General features: G+C 62.8%; 18 protein-coding genes and 1 riboswitch. Of the genes, 10 read left to right on the plus strand and 8 right to left on the minus strand.

The annotated features are described in order from the left end of the window. The first annotated feature begins 31 nt into the window (after positions 1-31). The 3 genes from ACFT1A_RS17530 to ACFT1A_RS17540 all read left to right on the plus strand — a co-directional run bounded on the left by ACFT1A_RS17530 (position 32) and on the right by ACFT1A_RS17540 (position 2,773). On the plus strand, positions 32-1,132 hold the full coding sequence (locus ACFT1A_RS17530) for a glycerate kinase (RefSeq protein WP_378447997.1): 1,101 nt from the start codon (positions 32-34) through the stop codon (positions 1,130-1,132). 116 nt (positions 1,133-1,248) lie between these two features. Continuing rightward, a complete protein-coding gene (locus ACFT1A_RS17535) occupies positions 1,249-1,599 on the plus strand; it encodes an iron-sulfur cluster assembly accessory protein (protein ID WP_007730053.1) in 351 nt (116 codons plus the stop codon). A 196-nt stretch (positions 1,600-1,795) separates the two neighbouring features. Continuing rightward, positions 1,796-2,773: a carbohydrate kinase family protein gene (locus ACFT1A_RS17540; protein WP_317554523.1), complete on the plus strand. Its 978-nt coding sequence runs from the start codon at positions 1,796-1,798 to the stop codon at positions 2,771-2,773. A 64-nt stretch (positions 2,774-2,837) separates the two neighbouring features. On the opposite strand, the gene asnB is transcribed toward ACFT1A_RS17540, so the two are convergent. Beyond that, positions 2,838-4,763 (minus strand): asparagine synthase (glutamine-hydrolyzing), encoded by a 1,926-nt coding sequence (gene asnB, locus ACFT1A_RS17545; RefSeq protein WP_003941790.1) that lies wholly within the window; start codon positions 4,761-4,763, stop codon positions 2,838-2,840. A 320-nt stretch (positions 4,764-5,083) separates the two neighbouring features. Here asnB and ACFT1A_RS17550 point away from each other — a divergent pair, with 320 nt between their 5' ends. Further along, positions 5,084-6,148 (plus strand): cytochrome c oxidase subunit II, encoded by a 1,065-nt coding sequence (locus ACFT1A_RS17550; protein ID WP_378447998.1) that lies wholly within the window; start codon positions 5,084-5,086, stop codon positions 6,146-6,148. Positions 6,149-6,187: 39 nt separating this feature from the next. Next, entirely contained in the window at positions 6,188-6,604 is a 417-nt protein-coding gene (locus ACFT1A_RS17555; protein WP_003941723.1) for a cytochrome c oxidase subunit 4, read from the plus strand. A gap of 139 nt (positions 6,605-6,743) precedes the next feature. On the opposite strand, the gene ACFT1A_RS17560 is transcribed toward ACFT1A_RS17555, so the two are convergent. Next, positions 6,744-7,133: a DUF3224 domain-containing protein gene (locus ACFT1A_RS17560; RefSeq protein WP_378447999.1), complete on the minus strand. Its 390-nt coding sequence runs from the start codon at positions 7,131-7,133 to the stop codon at positions 6,744-6,746. A gap of 66 nt (positions 7,134-7,199) precedes the next feature. Between ACFT1A_RS17560 and ACFT1A_RS17565 the strand changes: the two genes are divergently transcribed. Then, positions 7,200-7,496, plus strand: coding sequence for an antibiotic biosynthesis monooxygenase family protein (locus tag ACFT1A_RS17565; protein ID WP_378448000.1), 297 nt, complete (start codon positions 7,200-7,202; stop codon positions 7,494-7,496). 151 nt (positions 7,497-7,647) lie between these two features. Here the strand turns inward: ACFT1A_RS17565 and ACFT1A_RS17570 are convergent, their stop codons facing one another. From ACFT1A_RS17570 to ACFT1A_RS17585, 4 genes are all read right to left on the minus strand, one after another. Beyond that, positions 7,648-9,252 carry a cytochrome bc complex cytochrome b subunit gene (locus ACFT1A_RS17570; protein WP_378448044.1) on the minus strand — a complete coding sequence of 535 codons (1,605 nt, stop codon included), beginning with the start codon at positions 9,250-9,252 and terminating at the stop codon, positions 7,648-7,650. A gap of 59 nt (positions 9,253-9,311) precedes the next feature. Beyond that, positions 9,312-10,454, minus strand: coding sequence for a ubiquinol-cytochrome c reductase iron-sulfur subunit (locus ACFT1A_RS17575; RefSeq protein ID WP_020908103.1), 1,143 nt, complete (start codon positions 10,452-10,454; stop codon positions 9,312-9,314). Further along, positions 10,451-11,302 carry a cytochrome c gene (locus tag ACFT1A_RS17580; protein WP_020908102.1) on the minus strand — a complete coding sequence of 284 codons (852 nt, stop codon included), beginning with the start codon at positions 11,300-11,302 and terminating at the stop codon, positions 10,451-10,453. Before ACFT1A_RS17580 ends, ACFT1A_RS17575 begins: the two co-directional genes overlap by 4 nt. 64 nt (positions 11,303-11,366) lie before the next feature. Continuing rightward, on the minus strand, positions 11,367-11,978 hold the full coding sequence (locus ACFT1A_RS17585; protein ID WP_020908101.1) for a heme-copper oxidase subunit III: 612 nt from the start codon (positions 11,976-11,978) through the stop codon (positions 11,367-11,369). Between the two features lie 127 nt (positions 11,979-12,105). Here ACFT1A_RS17585 and ACFT1A_RS17590 point away from each other — a divergent pair, with 127 nt between their 5' ends. Then, a complete protein-coding gene (locus tag ACFT1A_RS17590; protein WP_378448001.1) occupies positions 12,106-12,594 on the plus strand; it encodes a hypothetical protein in 489 nt (162 codons plus the stop codon). A gap of 152 nt (positions 12,595-12,746) precedes the next feature. After that, positions 12,747-13,838, plus strand: coding sequence for an anthranilate phosphoribosyltransferase (trpD, locus tag ACFT1A_RS17595; protein ID WP_378448002.1), 1,092 nt, complete (start codon positions 12,747-12,749; stop codon positions 13,836-13,838). A 43-nt stretch (positions 13,839-13,881) separates the two neighbouring features. Here trpD and ACFT1A_RS17600 read toward each other — a convergent pair whose 3' ends face one another. Both ACFT1A_RS17600 and ACFT1A_RS17605 read right to left on the minus strand, forming a co-directional pair. Beyond that, on the minus strand, positions 13,882-14,157 hold the full coding sequence (locus tag ACFT1A_RS17600; protein ID WP_003941677.1) for an Lrp/AsnC family transcriptional regulator: 276 nt from the start codon (positions 14,155-14,157) through the stop codon (positions 13,882-13,884). A 78-nt stretch (positions 14,158-14,235) separates the two neighbouring features. After that, a complete protein-coding gene (locus ACFT1A_RS17605; RefSeq protein WP_378448045.1) occupies positions 14,236-15,957 on the minus strand; it encodes a DEDD exonuclease domain-containing protein in 1,722 nt (573 codons plus the stop codon). Between the two features lie 560 nt (positions 15,958-16,517). Continuing rightward, a riboswitch (cyclic di-AMP (ydaO/yuaA leader) is annotated at positions 16,518-16,696 on the plus strand. Between the two features lie 14 nt (positions 16,697-16,710). On the opposite strand from ACFT1A_RS17605, the gene ACFT1A_RS17610 reads away from it, so the two are divergent. Both ACFT1A_RS17610 and ACFT1A_RS17615 read left to right on the plus strand, forming a co-directional pair. Next, on the plus strand, positions 16,711-17,268 hold the full coding sequence (locus ACFT1A_RS17610; RefSeq protein WP_151531771.1) for a C40 family peptidase: 558 nt from the start codon (positions 16,711-16,713) through the stop codon (positions 17,266-17,268). Between the two features lie 325 nt (positions 17,269-17,593). Next, positions 17,594-18,646, plus strand: a complete 1,053-nt coding sequence (locus ACFT1A_RS17615; protein WP_378448003.1) for a C40 family peptidase — start codon at positions 17,594-17,596, stop codon at positions 18,644-18,646. The last annotated feature ends 73 nt before the right edge of the window (positions 18,647-18,719 follow it).

The raw sequence follows: 18,719 nt of genomic DNA on the forward strand, positions 1-18,719 counted from the left end.
CGGGGTCATTCGGCACTCTTAGACTTCGGCTATGCGAGTAATAGTTGCTCCAGATTCATTCGGCGAGACCCTGACCGCCGTCGAGGCGGCCGAGTCCATTTCTGCCGGTTGGCGACGCGGCCGACCCGATGACGACGTCGTCACCGCGCCACAATCCGACGGGGGACCGGGATTTGTCGACGTCTTGGCCGCGGCAGGGGGCGACATCCGGTCCGCGCGGGTGTCCGGTCCGTTGACCGCGGGCGTCGACGCGAAGTGGCTGCTCGATTCGGGCACGGCGTACATCGAGTCGGCCGAAGCAGTCGGGCTCGGCCTGCTCGGAGGTCCACCGACGCGTGCGAGCGCACTCGCCGCGCACAGTCGCGGTGTCGGAGAACTGATCGCGGCTGCGCTCGAGGAAGGCGTGAAGACGATCGTCGTCGGACTTGGTGGGAGTTGCTGCACAGACGGGGGACGTGGACTGGTGGAGGCGTTGGGCGGCCTGGAGGCTGCAACGGCGGCTGCGGCGGGCGTTCAGTTGGTCGCGGCCACCGACGTCGAACACGTACTTCTCGGCGAGCACGGTGCGGCAGCGGTGTTCGGCCCGCAAAAAGGCGCCGACGCCGAGGCAATCGCCGTCCTCGAAGCGAGAAACGCGATGTGGGCAGAACAGTTGGAGTCCATCAGCGAGAAGGGAGTGTCGGATCTTCCTGGCGCCGGCGCCGCAGGTGGTATCGGTGCTGCGCTGTTCGCGCTCGGTGCGCAGCGGCGATCCGGGGCCGACGTCGTCGCCGATCGGACCGGGCAGGCAGCGCTATTGGCGTCTGCCGACCTGGTGATCACCGGCGAAGGCAAGTTCGACCACCAATCTCTGCGAGGCAAACTCGTCACAGCGCTCGCTTCGGCCGGGGCAGCGCACGGCGTTCCGACGCTCGTCTTTGCCGGCCAGGTGACGCTCGACGAGGCGGACTATGCGTCGACCTCGATAGTCGCGGCGGAATCGGTGACAGAGTTCGCGGGTTCGGTGGAACGCGCGATGAACGAAGCGTCGGCGTGTCTCGAGGGACTCGCCGAACATACGGCGCGCGAATGGAACATCTGGCGCGGTCAACAGAGCGCAGGATCCACCAGCGTCGACGCGCCGTTGCCGTGACGGGAAGACCGGATAGGATGAAGACGAATCGCACCCGGTAAGGACTGGCGGGAATAAGTCGGCAGCGGCGTACCGTTGAAGCGTTCACGGGTTGGTACGAACATTAGGGAGAGCCCATGACTGTGCAGAACGAGACCGCCACCCACGGCGTCAAGATGACCGAGGCCGCATCCGCCAAGGCGAAGGCACTCTTCGATCAGGAGGGTCGCGACGACCTCGCGCTGCGTATCGCAGTGCAGCCCGGCGGCTGTGCCGGACTGAAGTACCAGCTGTTCTTCGACGACCGCACGCTCGATGGTGACCTCACCGTCGACTTCAACGGCGTCAACCTGGTTGTCGACCGGATGAGCGCGCCGTACGTCGAAGGTGCGTCCATCGACTTCCTCGACACCATCGAGCAGCAGGGCTTCTCGATCGACAACCCCAACGCAACAGGCTCCTGCGCCTGCGGTGACTCGTTCAACTGAGTCCGTCGATCACAACTCAATTCGCAAACAACTGACGCGGAACCGACATTCGGTTTCGCGTCAGTTGTCTGTGGTGACTCGTACCCAGGCGGTTCCGATCTGACGGCTCGGGTGCCAAAGACGGCGCTACGGGCAGTAACGTGAACTTTTGCTCCTCTTTCATTCTTGTACTCACTTCGCTGAAAGGCCACGATCCGTGACTATTGCGGTAACCGGTTCCATTGCCACCGACCACTTGATGCGCTTTCCCGGCCGCTTCGCCGATCAGCTCCTCGCCGATCAGCTCGCCCACATTTCGCTGAGCTTCCTGGTGGACGACCTCGTGATCCGCCGCGGCGGCGTCGGCGGCAACATCGCCTACGCAATGGGCGTGCTCGGTGGGTCGCCGCTGCTCGTCGGTGCGGTCGGCGCGGACTTCGCCGAATACCGCACCTGGCTCGAGGACAACGGCGTCGATTGCAGCGCGGTCCGCATCTCGGACAAGGCACACACCGCGCGTTTCGTGTGCACCACCGACGAGGACATGGCGCAGATCGCGTCGTTCTACCCCGGTGCGATGAGCGAGGCCCGCGAGATCGAACTCGCAGCAGTGGCCAAGACCGCGGGTGCACTCGATCTTGTACTGGTCGGCGCAAACGACCCCGAAGCAATGGTTCGCCATACCGACGAATGCCGCCTGCTCGGAATCCCGTTCGCAGCTGATCCGTCGCAGCAGCTTGCCCGCCTGTCCGGTGACGAGGCCAAGGCCCTCATCCACGGTGCGAAGTACTTGTTCACCAACGAGTACGAGTGGGGTCTGCTTCAGCAGAAGACGGGTCTGAGTGAGGAAGAGATCCGCGCACAGGTCGGCATCCGCGTCACCACCCTCGGCTCAAAGGGTGTGGAAATTGTTGATGCCGAAGGTAATTGGGTGCGTGTCGACGTAGTGCCCGAGACTGGCAAGGTTGATCCGACGGGTGTTGGCGACGGCTTCCGCGCGGGCTTCCTGCTCGCACACGGCGCTGGTCTGAGCTTCGAGCGTGCCGCACAGCTGGGATCTCTGGTTGCTGTGTTGATCCTCGAGACCGTCGGAACCCAGGAGTGGGTGTTCAATCGCGACGAGGCCCTCAAGCGCCTCACCGAGGCGTACGGCAGCGCGGCAGCGGACGAGATCGCGACGATTCTTCCGAAGTAGGGGCTCCGCCCCGTGAGTGGTTGAGGAGTCCGGAGACTCCCTAACCGCTCACGGGGCCGAAGGCCTAGATATTGACCGGGTACACCGGTTCCTGGATCTGCGGCACGATGCGCTTCTCCACGAAGATTCCGTGCCAGACCATGAAGGTCAAGACGGTCCACAGGCGTCGGCTGTGGTCCGAAACGCCCTCGCGGTGATCGTTGAGCATCTTCACGACGGCCTGCTTGTCGAAGATGTGGTCGGTTCCCGACTCTTCGATCTGCAGATGTGCCCAGTCGAAGAGTTCGGTGCCGCGAAGCCAGTGGCGCAGGGGAACCGGGAATCCGAGCTTGGCGCGGTGCAGAACATGGTGCGGCACAATGCCTTCCAAGGCCTGACGCAGCGCGTACTTGGTTGTGTCCTTCGTGATCTTCTGATCGAGCGGAACGCGTGAGGCGACGTCGAAGACCTCGGGATCGAGGAACGGCACACGCAGTTCCAGCGAGTTGGCCATCGTCATCTTGTCGGCCTTGACGAGGATGTCGCCTCGCAGCCACGTGAACAGGTCGAGATGCTGCATCCGGGCAACCGGATCCCAGTCCCGAGACTGCGCGTAGATCGGCGCGGTGACGTCCTGGTGAGTCCATTCGGGTCGGAAGTCGCGCAGGACGGCGCGAAGCTGAGCGTCGTTGAAGCTACGAGCGTTGCCGTAGTAGCGCTCCTCGAGCGTCAAGGAACCGCGGTTGAGCAGACTCTTGCCGCGAGTGCCGTCCGGGATGCGTTCGGACAACTTGCCCGCGGCCCGACGCAATCCCTTGGGGAGGTACTCGAAAGGCTTGAGCGACAACGGTTCACGATAGATCGTGTAGCCGCCGAACAGCTCGTCGGCGCCCTCGCCGGACAGCACCACCTTGACGTGCTTGCGAGCTTCCTTCGCGATGAACCACAGCGGAATCAACGCCGGATCGGCCACCGGGTCGTCGAGGTACCAGACGATCTCGGGAATGGCAGCGGCGAACTCGGCGGGGGAGACCACCTTGACGACGTGCTTCGCGCCGATCGCTGCGGCGGATTCTGCAGCAACGTCGACCTCGGAATAGCCCTCACGTTCGAAACCTGTCGTGAAGGTGATCAGGTTGGGGTTGTGACGCATCGCCAGCGCCGCGATGGCAGTGGAGTCGATACCGCCGGACAGGAACGAACCGACGGTGACGTCGGCGCGCATGTGCTTGGCAACCGAATCTTCGAGTGCCTCGGCGATTTCCTGGTAGCGCGCCTTCTCCGTGCCCGGCGCAAAAGGCTTGGCCGGGAACTTCGGCGTGAAGTACCGCGTGAACGTGGGCTCCTCGCCCGGACGCACTCGAGCGAAGCTGCCCGATTCCAGGCGTCGGATCTGCTTGTGCAGTGTTTCCGGCTCCGGTACGTACTGCAGAACGGTGTAGTGCTCGATGGCGCGCGGATCCAGTTCGGTACCGATGCCGATCAGATCGGTGAGTTCGAGCAGGCTCTTCTTCTCGCTGCCGAACGCGGTGCCGCCGGCGCCGGTCGCGATGAACAGCGGCTTGATACCGAACGGATCGCGCGCGATGAACAGCTCACGTGTGTCGGTGTCCCAGATCGCAAACGCGAACATTCCGCGCAGGCGCCGGACTGCATCTTCACCCCAGTAGTGGAATGCAGCGACGATGGCTTCCGAGTCGCCCTCGGTGAAGAACTTCGCGTCGTGATCCTTGACCAACTCGGCGCGAATCTCCAGATAGTTGTAGATCTCGCCGTTGAACGTGAGCGCGTAGCGCTCCGGATTCTCCGGCGGGCCCCAACGCAGCGGCTGGTGGGAATGAGCGATGTCGATGATCGCCAGGCGGTTGAACCCGAAGACGAGGTGGTCGTCGTTCCACGTCCCGTGTTCGTCCGGCCCGCGGTGACGAAGGCAATGCATCGCCTGGTCGACCCGCGAGACGGCGTCCTCGCTGGTTCCGCCAGATGTCAGTAGCCCGAGCAGTCCACACACAGCGTCCGGTTCCTCGATTCAGAATTTTTTGTACAGAAGGCTCCCGGACACGAGTGTCGGGGAGAGGTCAACGAACTCTTGTCGAAAGTATGCCGCAGATCGACGTCTCTGCCGATCGCGGCGGAACGAATCGACGTGATGTGCGTCGCCCAAACGACCTGAGCCGTTCCTGAGCAGCACCTGAGAGAGCTGTGTGACGTCCGCCGCGACACGGGCGAGGACCCGAGGATGGATAGCGCCCGGCTTTGGTCTACGCTGCGTAGTAATTGGGCCTTCCCTCCGGGCATGCCCTAGTTGAATTTTGTGGCGATCAGGAAGGCGTGAACGTGGCGCAAGGTCGGATCCTTCGGCGAGCGGGGCTGGCAGTATCTCTGGGCATTGCTGCCTTGCTGCTGTCGGGTTGCTCCATCGACAACGAAGTGCTTCGTTTCGGGTGGCCTTCGGGCATCACCCCGGAGGCGACGCGCATGCGTGAGCTGTGGACGTGGTCGGTTGTAGCCGCCCTCGTCATGGGTGTGCTGGTGTGGGGGTTGGTCTTCTGGGCCGTCATCTTCCACCGTAAGAAGAAGGACTCGCCGGAATTCCCGCGTCAGACGGCATACAACGTGCCGCTCGAACTCGGTTACACGGCAGTTCCCTTCGTCATCATCGCGGTTCTCTTCTACTTCACCGTCATCGTTCAGAACCATGTTCTGGATAAGACGGACAACCCTGACGTCGTCGTAGACGTCACGGCCTTCCAGTGGAACTGGAAGTTCGGCTACCGCTCCATCGAGTTCGGTGACGGTTCCGCCAAGTACAACGGAATCGACGTCGAGGCCGAAGAGGCTGCCAAGACCGAGGGCTCCACTGTCAACGATCACGGCGAAGAAGTTCCCGGCCCGATCCACGGCAACAGCACCGAGGACCTGAGCTACCTGCACTACGACAAGATCGAGACCGTCGGCTCCAGCCAGGAGATCCCGATCCTCGTTCTGCCCACCGGCAAGCGAATCCAGTTCGAACTCGCTTCCTCGGACGTCATCCACGCATTCTGGGTGCCCGAGTTCCTGTTCAAGCGTGACGTTCTCCCGAACCCCAAGGAGAACCACTCGGACAACATCTTCCAGATCAGTGAGATCGAGAAGGAAGGCGCGTTCGTCGGGCGTTGTGCAGAAATGTGTGGCACGTTCCACGCGATGATGAACTTCGAGGTTCGTGCGGTTTCGCCGGAGGACTTCGCCAAGTACATCGAACTGCGCAAGGGTGACGCGGAGGGCAATGGTGGTCTGACGACCGCTGAGGCTCTGCAGGCAATCGGTCAGTCGCCGGTGGCTACGTCGACCACGCCGTTCAACACCGACCGCGAGTACCGTCAGGCAACCGTCGCCACTGCAGGCAACTGAGCCGGCCAGCCTCTTCACTGAACAAGGACAAGTGCTGATATGAAGATCGAAGCCAAGCTCTTCGAGATCCTGACGATGTTCTTCATTCTCGTCGCGATCATCTACGGAGTGTTCACCGCTCTGTCACGCACAGGTATCGAGTGGGCCGGACTGACGGCCATCGTCCTGTCTGCAGGTCTGACGCTCATCGTGGGTACCTACTTCCGCTTCGTTGCTCGTCGTCTGGACACCCGTCCCGAGGACTACGACGACGCTGAAATCTCGGACGGTGCAGGAGAACTGGGCTTCTTCAGCCCGGGTAGCTTCTGGCCGATCCTGCTGGCCGCCGCTGCTGCACTCGCGGCAGTGTCGCTGGCGTACTTCCAGCCGTGGCTCATCGCAGTCGCAGTTGTCTGTGTGCTGGCCGCAGCTGCCGGCCTCGTGTTCGAGTACTACACCGGACCCGAGAAGCACTAGTTTCACCTGCACTCGAACAGAGGCGCCGAATCCATCCGGGTTCGGCGCCTCTGTTGTCGTTGATGCAGGGTTGTCGTTGGTGCAGGGTTGTCGTTTGTGCGGGTGTAGGACGAGCGTGCGAAGTATCAACCGCTGTCTGTCAGTCGTGGAGCAGGTATTCGAGGTCGTAGCGGTGTAGACCATCGACTACCTCGAGCTCGAGAGTGCCCGAGATACCCTTCAATTCGCCGGTTCCGGAGCCCGGCACGATCTCGTACAGGAGCTTCTGTGTTCCGTCGATCATCTGACCGAACTGCTGCAGGGCGAACGACCCCACCGCTTCCTCGACTTGCCCGGTGACAACTTCCAACGCGACGTAGCCGGCTTCACCGTGTGTCGGGTCGCCGGCGGACAGCATGAGGCCGGACGACGTACCTTCGATGCCGCCGACGAATGTCTTGTCGAACTCGAAGCGGCCGACGCGTCCGGCGAGCTCAGGATCGGCAGGGCGGAGATCGATCTCGAAGGTGCCGCGCGCATGGGATGTCATGGTCCGAGTATCTCACCAGGCGGCAACGCCTCGTGGGGACTCTCGAGAACGTGCAACACTTCGCCTATGATCCTCGAACATGCCGTCCTGCAGGTCGATCCGGCGCAGTCGGCGCAATTCGAGTCCGCGTTCGACGTGGCCCGCGCCATCATCTCCGAGGTTCCCGGATTCATCAGGCTGCGGCTCTCGCACTGCGTGGAAGCGCCGGAACGGTACCTCCTGCTCGTCGAGTGGGAGGACTTGGAGTCACACACCATCGGGTTCCGTCGGTCCGCGGGTTACGAGAAGTGGCGAGAACTTCTCCATCACTTCTACGAACCGTTCCCGACGGTCGAGCACTATTCGTCCGTCTTCGAGGTCTGAGATTGGGCGTACTGCCCTTCATACCGGCCGCACACGGCGAACTGGGGGAGTGGTAACACACTTTAGTGGTTCTCCAAACTGAATCGCGCAGAGAACGAGTGAGGCCCCGAACCGGAATCCGGTTCGGGGCCTCACTGGTCAGCTGTCGTTCTTAGTGGAGTTCTCCACTGGAACCATCGGACTTGCCGTTGGTTCGGTTCTGGTAGTCCAGAAGGATCTGAAGCTGCTCGTGCTCAGCTTCGTGATGAGCGGCTTCGAGAGCCTCGCTCTCCTCGACCGGGTCAGCGGTGATCAGGCTACCGCTACCGGGCTTACCGGCGAGGCCGAGCTTGTTCATCTTCTTCGGGACAGCTGCACCCTGGTACTCGAGCGGGATCGGGTGTCCGTGCTCGTCGACGGGGCCGAGCGGCTGGTGGATCTCGATGTACTGGCCGTTCGGCATCCGCTTGATGATGCCGGTCTCGATGCCGTGCTCGAGGACTGCACGGTCACTGCGCTGCAGGCCGATGCAGAACCGGTACGTCACGAAGTACGCGATGGGCGGAAGGAGAACCATGCCGATACGGCCGATCCACGTCATTGCGTTCAGTGAGATGTGCAGGTGGTACGCGATGATGTCGTTGATGCAGGAGATCGTGAGCACCAGGTAGAACGCGATGGACATTGCACCGATAGCGGTACGGACCGGCACGTCGCGCGGGCGCTGCAGGATGTTGTGGTGAGCGTCGTCTCCGGTGAGGCGCTTCTCGATCCACGGGTACGCGATCAACAGTGCGAAGACGAGGCCCATGATCAGGGCGACGGCGAACACAGCGGGGATCGTGTAGCGGTTGAACAGGTAGATCTCCCACGCCGGCCACAGTCGAGCAAGGCCGTCCGTCCACATCATGTAGATATCGGGCTGGGAACCAGCCGAGACCTGAGACGGGTTGTACGGACCGATGTTCCACACGGGGTTGATCTGGAACAGACCACCGAGCAGTGCGAGCACACCGAAGGTCATGGCGAAGAACGCGCCACCCTTCATCGCGAAGACCGGGAGAATACGAACGCCGACGACGTTCTGTTCCGTGCGGCCGGGGCCGGGGAACTGCGTGTGCTTCTGGTACCAGACCAACGCGAGGTGGCCGGCGATCAGGGCCAAGATGATGCCCGGGAACAGCAGCACGTGCGCGACGTAGAGGCGCGGAATGATGAGGTCGCCGGGGAAGTCGCCGTCGAAGATCAGCCAGTGCATCCAGGTACCGACGATCGGGATACTCATCGTGATACCACCGAACGCAGCGCGGAGGCCGGTGCCCGAGAGCAGGTCGTCGGGGATGGTGTAACCGAAGAAGCCTTCGAACATCGCCAGGATGAGCAGCAGGCAGCCGATGACCCAGTTCGCTTCACGCGGGCGACGGAATGCGCCGGTGAAGAAGATGCGAGCGAGGTGAACGATGATCGACGCCGCGAACATCAGTGCAGCCCAGTGGTGAATCTGGCGAACGAAGAGACCGCCGCGCACCTCGAAGGAGATGTTGAGGGTGGTCTCGTAGGCGCGAGACATCGTGACACCGCGTAGCGGCTGGTATGCGCCCTGGTAGACGACGTGTGCCATCGACGGATCGAAGAACAGCGTCAGGAACACACCGGAGATCAGCAGGATCACGAAGCTGTAGAGCGCGATCTCGCCGAGCATGAAGGACCAGTGCGTCGGGAAGACCTTGTTGATCTGCCTGCGCATGCCTGCAGCGAGGTGGTAGCGGGAGTCCATAGCCTCCGCTTGTCCAGCCGCTGCCGCGCTGATCTTGGACGGTTTGGTTGTTGTTGTGGTCACGGTCGACGCTCCCAAAATGCCGGGCCGAGTGCTTCGATGAAGTCACCGTCGGCGACCAGGAAGCCCTCTTCGTTCACTGTAATAGGCAACTGCGGAAGTGCGCGAGCAGCGGGACCGAAGATCGGCTTGCCGTAGGTCAGTGCGTCGAACTGCGACTGGTGGCAGGGGCACAGAATACGGTTGCTCTGCTGTTCGTAGAGCGAGGTGGGGCAACCCAGGTGGGTGCAGATCTTCGAGTACGCGAAGTAGTCGCCGTAGTTGAAGCTTTCCTGGCCCTTGCGCTTGGTGACACGCGCGGTGTCTTCCGTGCGCAGGCGGATGAGCATCACCGAGTTGCGAATGCCGCGAAGTGCTGCGAGCAGAGCATGCTCGTCGCCACGATCGGACTCGCGGAACGGGAAGACCGTTTCCATCGATCCGGCATCGAGATCTTCCGGGCGAACGAGGACGATGTCCTCGGGACGGCCGGTGTCACGACGCAGGTAGATGGTCTCGCCCGGGTAGTTGGGGGTCCAGCCGGACACCCACAGGGGTGAGTCGTCGCCCTTGGCCCACGGGTTCTTGATGAGTCCGCCGAGAGGCATGACCATCATGACGCCGAGTGCGCCACCACCGAACATCAAGCTGCGCTTGATGGCCTTGCGGCGGGGGAGGGTGGACGTATCGAGGGTGTCGCCGAGTTCGGCAACGATCGTGCGACGATCGACCTCTGTGGAACCACCGTCGTGGCGGTCCTGGATCGAAACCTCTTCGGGGATGAACTTCTTCGTGAACTGAACGGCACCGATACCGACGCCGAGGATCGCCAGACCCATGGTCAAGCCGATCAGCGGGGTGTACAGGCTGTACTTGCCGTAGTTCTCGTCACCGGCGCCGGCGTACTCCCAGGGCCAGAACAGGTAGATCGCGATGAACGCGATCGCCGAAACGCCGGCGAGGCCGAACCAGAAGGCGACGTTGCGCTCTGCGCGCTTCTCCGCCCTGGTGCCCTTTACCGACCAACGATCACGGCGGTAGACGACGTCGACGCCATCGAGATTGGTACCCAGCTTGACCAGGTCGTCGCGTGACATCGCGTCGAGCTCTTCATCTGTGTACTTCTTAGGCGTATCGCCGCCATGCTGGCCAGCGTCGCTCATGACCTTGCTCCGATCCACAATGCTGCACCGACGACAGCGATGATTCCGACGGCCCACATGGCGAGACCCTCAGAGGCCGGACCGAGGCCACCGAGCCCGTACCCACCGGGGTCCTTCGACTCGCCCGACGACTTGACGTAGGCGATGATGTCCTTCTTCTCCTCGATCGTCAGCTGACGATCCGAGAACTTCGGCATGTTCTGGGGGCCGGTAACCATGGCAGCGTAGATCTGCTGCTCGCTGGCCGGATCCAGGACCGGGGCGTACTTGCCCGAGGACAGTGCGCCGCCGCGGCCGGTGAAGTTGTGGCAAGAAGCGCAGTTGAGCCGGAAGAGCTCACTGCCGCGTCCGATGTCGCCACCGCGCAGCGAGGACTGGGCGATTTCGCCGTTCTCGTCGCGGATGAGCGTCGGGCCGCCGCCGTTGGCCTGGATGAAAGCGCCGAGGGCATCGGTCTGCGCAGCATCGAACTTGGGGTCCTTGCGTGCAGCCTGGGCCTCGTTGCGAGCTGCGGGCATACGACCAGAGGAGACCTGGAAGTACACGGCTGCTTCGCCGACGCCGATGAGGCTGGGACCGCGGTCCTGCACGCCCTGCAAGTTCGCGCCGTGGCACGTGATGCATGACGTGTCGTAGAGCTGCTTGCCTTCACGAATCAGAGCTGCTGAATCGTCACTGGCGGTCGCAACCTGCGGAGCTGGTGTCAACGCCGAAGCGAGGAAACCTGCGCTGATCAATCCCATCATCAATACGAGCGCGCCGGTAACGCGCCGGCGGATTTTCCGCTGGCGACGCGACTTCGCGGCATTCGCTGAGTTATCGGATGCGGGAGGGGGGGATGAACTCATCTGTATCCCTTTGGTATGTCGGGACGGAACTGGACGTCAGGGGCTGCCTGGGGCGTACAGCTGATTAACGGATGAAATAAATCGTGGCAAACAGCGCGATCCACACGATGTCGACAAAGTGCCAGTAGTACGAAACAACGATCGCGGCGGTGGCCTGGGCGGGCGTGAACTTGCTGACCCGGGTACGTGCGATCAAGAAGACGAAGGCGATGAGACCGCCGATGACGTGCAAACCGTGGAAGCCGGTGGTCATATAGAACACCGAGCCGTACACGCTGCTCGAAATCGTGGTGCCCTCGTGCACAAGGTGGTAGTACTCGTAACCCTGGCCGGAGACGAAGAACGCCCCCATGATCAAGGTGATGGTGTACCAGCGACGAAGTCCGAAGACGTCGCCACGCTCAGCCGCGAAGACACCCATCTGGCAGGTGAACGAAGATGCGATCAGCACCAAGGTCACCGGCACGGCCAGATACAGGTTCAATTCGGTTGGCTCCGGCGGCCAATTTCCGTTCGCCTGAGCTCGTGCCACGAAGTACATGGCAAAGAGCCCTGCGAAGAACATGAGCTCACTTGACAACCACACGATGGTGCCAACGCTGACCATATTCGGCCGGTTCAGCGAGTGCACGCGTTGGGTGATTGCCGATCCTGAAGTCCCTACTGCGCTCGTCACAGACAGAAGTATGACGCTTCGTCGTAAGAGACGACCACTCGGGTCCACCATCGGCGCGTCGCTCGGCTCGAGTTCGCGGGATCGGGCGGCGAACGCGCTGGTGGCGTGGTCGGAATATGCTGGCGCGATGGCAGCTACACACAAGAGTAGACCGTGGTTCCTGAGAATTTTCGGCACAAAGATTCCGACGCCGCTCGACGCGGGGCGGTCGGATCTGGTCGTCGTCGCCGAGGGCTTCGACGACGCCGAGGCGAGTTCGACCGCTCTCGAACGTGCCGGCTCCACCGAGCCGAAGTTCCGGGCGGAGTCCGAAGTGGTTCTGCGGCACCATCTGGACCTGCCGGAGGGTGCCGTTGTCGATGCCGAGAACATCGTCGCCCAGGACGGCTATGTGCGAGGCGTGAGTCGGCCCGAGGACGTGGCGCAGGCGGCCGAGAATTCGGTTCGCGTCATCTTCGAGCGTGTCCAGGTGCTGGACGCCCTGCATTGCTCCCAGGAGCGATCTCGAATGGCCGGTCTGGCCCAGCGACTGGGTGGTTCGGTAGCCGGGTGGGATGCGCTTCAGCCCCCAGCCCTTGCGGAGGCGACACCCAAGCGCGGCCGCCGAAAGTCCTGAGCGGCCCTATTCGGTGTCCTCGCTACCTCACTGACTAGGCTGCGAGGGTCATCGGCAGCACAAAATGACAGCACGTAATGACAGCACAAAAAGACAGCACGAAACGACAGCACGAAATCCAGCCCACATGAACGACAGGGGACCAAGGCACTATGGCCGGCACCGACGCATCCAACGCCGTGAACGTCGATTCGAGTGCAGTGGTGCGGTCCTGGCCGATGATTCTCGGATTGCTCACGGACGGCAGTGACTTGTCGGAAGCGGACTCCCGTTGGGCGATGGGCGAGATCATGTCGGACAACGCCACTTCCGCTCAGATCGCAGCTTTCGGCGTCGGGCTGAAGATGAAGGGCGAAACTCCCGCGGAGTTGGAAGGGCTCGCTGCCGCGATGCTCGAACACTCCCGGCGCGTGCCGGTCGATTCCGACGTCGTCGACATCGTCGGTACGGGTGGTGACCGCTCCAACACCGTCAACATCTCGACGATGGCCTCGATCGTGGTTGCCGCGTCCGGTGTGCGAGTTGTCAAACACGGCAACCGCGCTGCTTCATCCAAGAGCGGCGGAGCCGACGTGCTCGAGGCGCTCGGCGTTCGCATCAACCTCGGGCCGGAGCAGGTGGCGAGGTGCGTCGAAGAGGTCGGCATCGGCTTCTGCTTCGCGCCGGTCTTCCATCCCGCACTGCGCTTTGCAGCGGTGCCCCGCAAGGAAATCGGCATCCCGACGGCGTTCAACGTGCTCGGTCCACTGACCAATCCGGCTCGCCCGCGCGCCGGCCTGATCGGGTGCGCATTTCCGAAGCTGATCTCGGTTGTCGCGGGAGTACTTGCGCAGCGCGGCAATTCGGCGTTGGTGGTGCGCGGAGACGACGGACTCGACGAGCTGACCACCTCCACGACTTCGACGGTCCACATCGTCGGCGGCGGAAGTGTGCGAACCGTCACGTTGGATCCGCGTGATCTCGGAATCGACCGCGTTCCTCTCGAGGAGTTGCGCGGAGGAGACGCCGAAGTCAACGCCACGGTCGCGCGAACGCTGCTCTCCGGGCAGAAGGGCCCCGTCCGGGACGCGGTCTTGCTGAATGCGGGAGCAGCCATCGCGGCATTCAACGGTGTCGGCGACGACCTGGAGGGTGCGATCTCTGCCGGGATGGACGCCGCCGCTGCCGCGATCGACAGCGGCGCGGGCGCTGAACTGCTTCACAAGTGGGCGGCACTCACCGCCGATCTGGCTGACCGAGCCTGATCGACGTCAGTCGAAAAGGCGTCGATCAGGCTCGGTCGACGGGCTACTCGCCCAGAGAGAAACCGGCTTCGACGTCAGCGCTGGAGAACGACTGGAATGCAATGTGTGTGGCGGTTCGGAGAACGCCGGGCACCTTGTTGATTCCCCCGGTGACCACGTCGGCGATCTGGGCGTGGTCACGTACTTTCACGATGGCGATCAAGTCGACGTCACCTGCGCACGAGTAAACCTCGGTCACTCCGGACAGGTCGGCGACGGCCTGAGCGGTTTCCGGGATCCGGGCGGACTCGGCGTGAATCATGACGATGGCGTTGATCATTTCTCTCCTCGATTTCCCGGCGGGTTGTGATGACCCGGTGGTTTCGATCGAGCTTAGGGGTGCCGCCCCGCCGTTACGTCATCGATGTTCGGATTCGGTACCGGCTCGCGCGAGTCGGCACCAGGCTTCCCACTTGCCGGCGCCGCCCACCGGTTCGACGTAGCCGGATGTCGCCGACACGATTCGGACACCGTCCGATCCGAGCCATCTGGCGATCAGTCCCAGTTCTTCGGGCGAGGCGCCGCGAAACGGGGCGTCGTCCGGCAACACGGTTTCGGCCGCCGCTGTGATGGCGTCGACGACGGGCATCGGGTGTGTTCCGCGCCCGGCGAGTCCCGCGGAGGCGAGCCGTCCGGAGCGGATCACGGACAGCTCCCAGCCGCCGTCCCCCGTGGGGCGGGCGAGAACGAGTTGTTCGATCGCCGCGACTGCGGCGAGCCGCTGTGTGCGCCGCACTGCGGTAGCGACTGCGACGGTTCGGTCACGCAGACGAGCAGCATTCTCGAACAACGCGTGTGCGGACAGCTCGTCGATCCGCGCCTGCATCTTTTGTAGAGGAGCGTCGTTGGTCCCCCGGAAGAAACCACGCACAGCCTCAGGGGCCGCCGCGTAGTCCTCTGCAGTGATTTCCGGGGCCCAGGAGGCCGGACACGCTCCCAATTCGCGAGCGGGGCAGTCAGGGCCGTGGACGGCGCCGCGCCCCAGTCGCTTGGTGCAGGTGCGTAGACGACTGAACTCTGCGACCGTTTCGGCGACGTCTACTGCATCGGCGCGAGAGGTGAACGGGCCGATCGAATCGGCCGTCGGCGTGCGAACCACGGACAATCTCGGGAATGCCTCGTCCGTGATGGTGATCCACCAACCGCGCTTGGGAAACTTGGAGCGGCGGTTGTACGGCGGCGCATGCGCGCTCAGCAGGCGCAGTTCGCGGACCCCGGCTTCCAAAGCATGCGCGCACTCGACGTGGTCGACGCGAGTGGCCAGCGCGACCATTTCCTTCATACGGCCGCGCGTCTCCGAACCGGTGAAGTAGTTGCGGACGCGGCGTCGTAGATCGGTAGCAGTTCCTATATAGAGGGCTTCGTCCGAAGGACCTCGGAAAAGGTAGACGCCGGGGTTTCTCGGCAGGTCGGCGGCAAAGGACCGTTTGGCCCGTTGATGCGAGGAAATATTGGGCAGGTAGTCGACGAGTTCGCTGTAACTGTGGACGCCCTGGTTCCCGACCCTGTCGATCAGTCCGTGGAGGACGTCGACGGTCGCACGCGCGTCGTCGAGAGCCCGGTGCGTCGGCTGGGTGGTCACTTGGAAGAGATGGGCGAGTGCGGAGAGCTTCACCGAAGGTGCTTCGTCGCGCGTGAGTACCCGTCGGGCGAGTTTGACGGTGCACAGGACACGGAATGCCGGCCACGGGCGTGCGCTGCGTGACGCCGCTGCTTTGAGGAAACCGATGTCGAACGGCGCGTTGTGTGCCACCAGCACCGCGCCCTCGGCGAACTCGAGAAATGCAGGCAGGACACGCTCGATCGGCGGTGCGCCGATCAGCATGGCCGTGGTGATTCCGGTCAGCTCGACGATGTACGGCGGAATCGACCGGCCGGGGTCGACGAGTGTGGCCATTTCACCGAGGACCTCGCCACCCCGGATCTTGACGGCGCCGATTTCGGTGATGGAGTCCTGGTCGGCGCTTCCACCTGTGGTCTCGAGGTCGACGACGACAAATGTTGTCTCGCTCAGCGGTGTGTCCAACTCGTCGAAGCTCAGTTGCCGCCCGACGTCGAATTTCTCCCCGTCGGAGAACAGGGGCGGAGACGGAAATTCTCGGGCCGAGGCGGGACTCACATCGCAGACAGTAGAAGGACCCCCCGACAGGAATTGGCGAGTGCTGACGCGGAATCCGGCTCACTCCGACTTCCATTGGGAAAGCAGCGGATTGACCCCCGACAAAAGTATGAGAGACGAGGATCACACTTGCGGTGGGAACTCGCGAATGCGGCCTCGCACCTACTTGCCGGTAGGGCGATTCGTGAGGTTGTTGCTACGACGATCAGCCGCCGGAAATGCTGGATTGATCGAAACAGGTTCTAGTTTCAAGTAATCGGCGTTGAACTGCATGGAAGATCGGATTGTCGGGTTTGGTGACCCTTGCCAGTGGGTAGCAAGCGCAGGTTTGCGGGCCAGGTGAGCCTCGCCGAACAGACCTGTTGTTATCTCTTCGTGACCCGTTGGGAGTATCGCGGGCGCGGCAGCACGATTTCCGGCGAATCGGGCGCGATTGTCACGAAGCGGTCGACATCGTCGCGATCATTTCGTAACCTTCCTGAGACCTAACGAAGTCTTGCCGGACCAAACAGGACCGGCATCGTCAGGAACCGCCTAATCGGGATCTCCGCGAGGAACCCGAACCGGGAACCCAAGTTTCCACTGGGGTGAATCCCGCCTGGGGTGCAGCACGCACGATCGCTGCAGACCACGCGGGTAGGGCTGATCTTCCCAGCCCGAACCCGTCAGCTAACTCGGTCGGCGGATGAATGGAAGAAATGGAGCACCCCTTAAGTGGCGTCACAGAGTTTCAAGCGTTCAGCGCAGTTGGCAGTAGCCGGCGCGCTCGCAGTCGGTGCATTTGCTGCCACCGCTGCACCTGCCTCGGCAGACCCCATCACGATCCCCGGCGTCGGCACCTTCGAGGTTCCGGGCGTTTCTATTCCTCAGTTGCCGGTCATCCCGGGCATCACCGACATCGCACCGGCCGCACCGGCCGCTCCCATCTCCAGTGTTGGTGAGCAGGCAGTTCGCGCCGCAGAGAGCAAGCTGGGCTCCCCGTACGTGTACGGCGCATCGGGCCCGGACGCATTCGACTGCTCCGGTCTGGTCCAGTGGGCATACAAGCAGGCCGGCCTGAACCTGCCTCGCACGAGCTACGACCAGGCTGCAGCCGGCGTTGCCGTTGCACAGTCCGATCTCCAGGTCGGCGACGTGATCTCCTTCTACGGCGGATCGCACTCGGGCATCTACGCCGGCAACGGCAATGTCATCCACGCGTCGACCGCTGGTCAGCCCGTGAAGCTCGCACCGGTGTCCTCGATGCCGTACGACGGCGCTCGCCGTTACTGATTTCTGATCACGCTCGACGGCTGTCTCCGGTAGGCAGTCGGAACGATCCGCCGCTGCAAGGCGGCGGAGCTCGGGGGAGCTCCGGATCTTCGAATGTGGGCCTCGAATCTTCTGATTCGAGGCCCACATTTTTGGTTTCTCGACAATCCGCCGGTACTTCACCCCGACACGCCTACCGGCGAGTAGACACAAACGTATGCCGTTCCGTAACCTTACCGAGACATTGCGCGGCCGAGACAGGTACTGTGGATAGTTGACAGCCAGCTAACAGATCGTCGACCGGTCCCGGTCGACGTCGCTTCATCGAGACGGAGAGTTGCATTCCGTGGTTTCATCGAAAAACAACAGTCGAGTACGCGCCGCATTTACAGTGGGAGTGCTGGCGTTCGGACTCGTCGCAGGGCCTTCGATGCAGGCCGGTGCCGACCCCGTCATCACCAATCCGACCGAGGCACTCGACAAGCTGGGTGAGCTCTCCCGGGTATCCGAGCAGACCAACGAAGCGCTGCACAACGCGCAGATCGATCTCGACGCGAAGCTGGGCGTCGCAAACGATGCGGACGCGCGATCGGCAGCCGATCAAGGCCTTCTCGACGCGGCTTCGGCACGCGTCGCCGAGTTCGCTCCGGCGGTAAACCGCATTGCCACAGCGAATTACCAGGGTGCGCGGACCAATCGCCTATTTGCTTTGATGGTGAGCGATTCGCCGCAGCAGTTGCTCGATCAGATGTCCGCGCTCGACGTGATCTCGAACGACGCCGCAGTGCAGGTCTCCCAGTTCAACCAAGCTACTGCCGATGCGCGTGCTGCCTCGGAAGCGTCGAAGCGATCGGCCGAAGAGGCTCGAACCGCCGCCGATCAAGCCCGTGCACTCAGTGACGACTTGCAGCGCAAGCAGAGTGAACTGCAGACGCAGATCGCCGATGTGACCAAGGCATTCCAGAACCTCACCGATGCCGAGCGTAACCAACTGAGCGGTACGCCTTTCCCGCCGGACGTCGATCTCAGCAAAATTCTAGCTAACTTGACGCCAGGTTCCGGCGCCGCGGCGCTCCAGGCAGGCCTGACCCGTATCGGTGATCCGTACGTCTGGGGCGCAACCGGCCCGAACGAGTTCGACTGCTCAGGTCTGGTGGTCTGGGCCTACAAGCAGATCGGGAAGTCTCTGCCCCGTTCGAGCCAAGCGCAGGCGCAGGGCGGTGTTCCGGTCTCGAGGGACCAACTACAGCCCGGTGACGTCGTGACTTTCTACAGCGACAACTCGCATGTCGGTATCTACGCCGGCGACGGAAACATTCTGCATGCGTCGACGTTCGGCGTCCCGGTAAAGGTTCAGTCGATGGCAGGCATGGAGTTTTCCACTGCGCGTCGTTACTGACGGCTTGCTACGTCCAGGCGACGTGTGGCCAGCCGCCGTGAAGCGTCGAGTCCAGTTCTCCTACACTCGGCAC

It is taken from the genome of Rhodococcus sp. NPDC057135 (assembly GCF_042670865.1).
In the GTDB taxonomy this organism is placed as follows: Bacteria; Actinomycetota; Actinomycetes; order Mycobacteriales; family Mycobacteriaceae; genus Rhodococcus_F.

Bases quoted from the DNA above. Each gene is read 5' to 3' on its own strand.
- ACFT1A_RS17560 (WP_378447999.1), bottom strand. From the start codon at position 7,133: ATGACATCCCATGCGCGCGGCACCTTCGAGATCGATCTCCGCCCTGCC.
- ACFT1A_RS17590 (WP_378448001.1), top strand. From the start codon at position 12,106: ATGGCAGCTACACACAAGAGTAGACCGTGGTTCCTGAGAATTTTCGGC.
- ACFT1A_RS17600 (WP_003941677.1), bottom strand. From the start codon at position 14,157: ATGATCAACGCCATCGTCATGATTCACGCCGAGTCCGCCCGGATCCCG.
- ACFT1A_RS17580 (WP_020908102.1), bottom strand. From the start codon at position 11,302: ATGAGTTCATCCCCCCCTCCCGCATCCGATAACTCAGCGAATGCCGCG.
- ACFT1A_RS17555 (WP_003941723.1), top strand. From the start codon at position 6,188: ATGAAGATCGAAGCCAAGCTCTTCGAGATCCTGACGATGTTCTTCATT.
- ACFT1A_RS17535 (WP_007730053.1), top strand. From the start codon at position 1,249: ATGACTGTGCAGAACGAGACCGCCACCCACGGCGTCAAGATGACCGAG.
- ACFT1A_RS17575 (WP_020908103.1), bottom strand. From the start codon at position 10,454: ATGAGCGACGCTGGCCAGCATGGCGGCGATACGCCTAAGAAGTACACA.
- ACFT1A_RS17570 (WP_378448044.1), bottom strand. From the start codon at position 9,252: ATGGACTCCCGCTACCACCTCGCTGCAGGCATGCGCAGGCAGATCAAC.
- trpD (WP_378448002.1), top strand. From the start codon at position 12,747: ATGGCCGGCACCGACGCATCCAACGCCGTGAACGTCGATTCGAGTGCA.
- ACFT1A_RS17565 (WP_378448000.1), top strand. From the start codon at position 7,200: ATGATCCTCGAACATGCCGTCCTGCAGGTCGATCCGGCGCAGTCGGCG.
- ACFT1A_RS17530 (WP_378447997.1), top strand. From the start codon at position 32: ATGCGAGTAATAGTTGCTCCAGATTCATTCGGCGAGACCCTGACCGCC.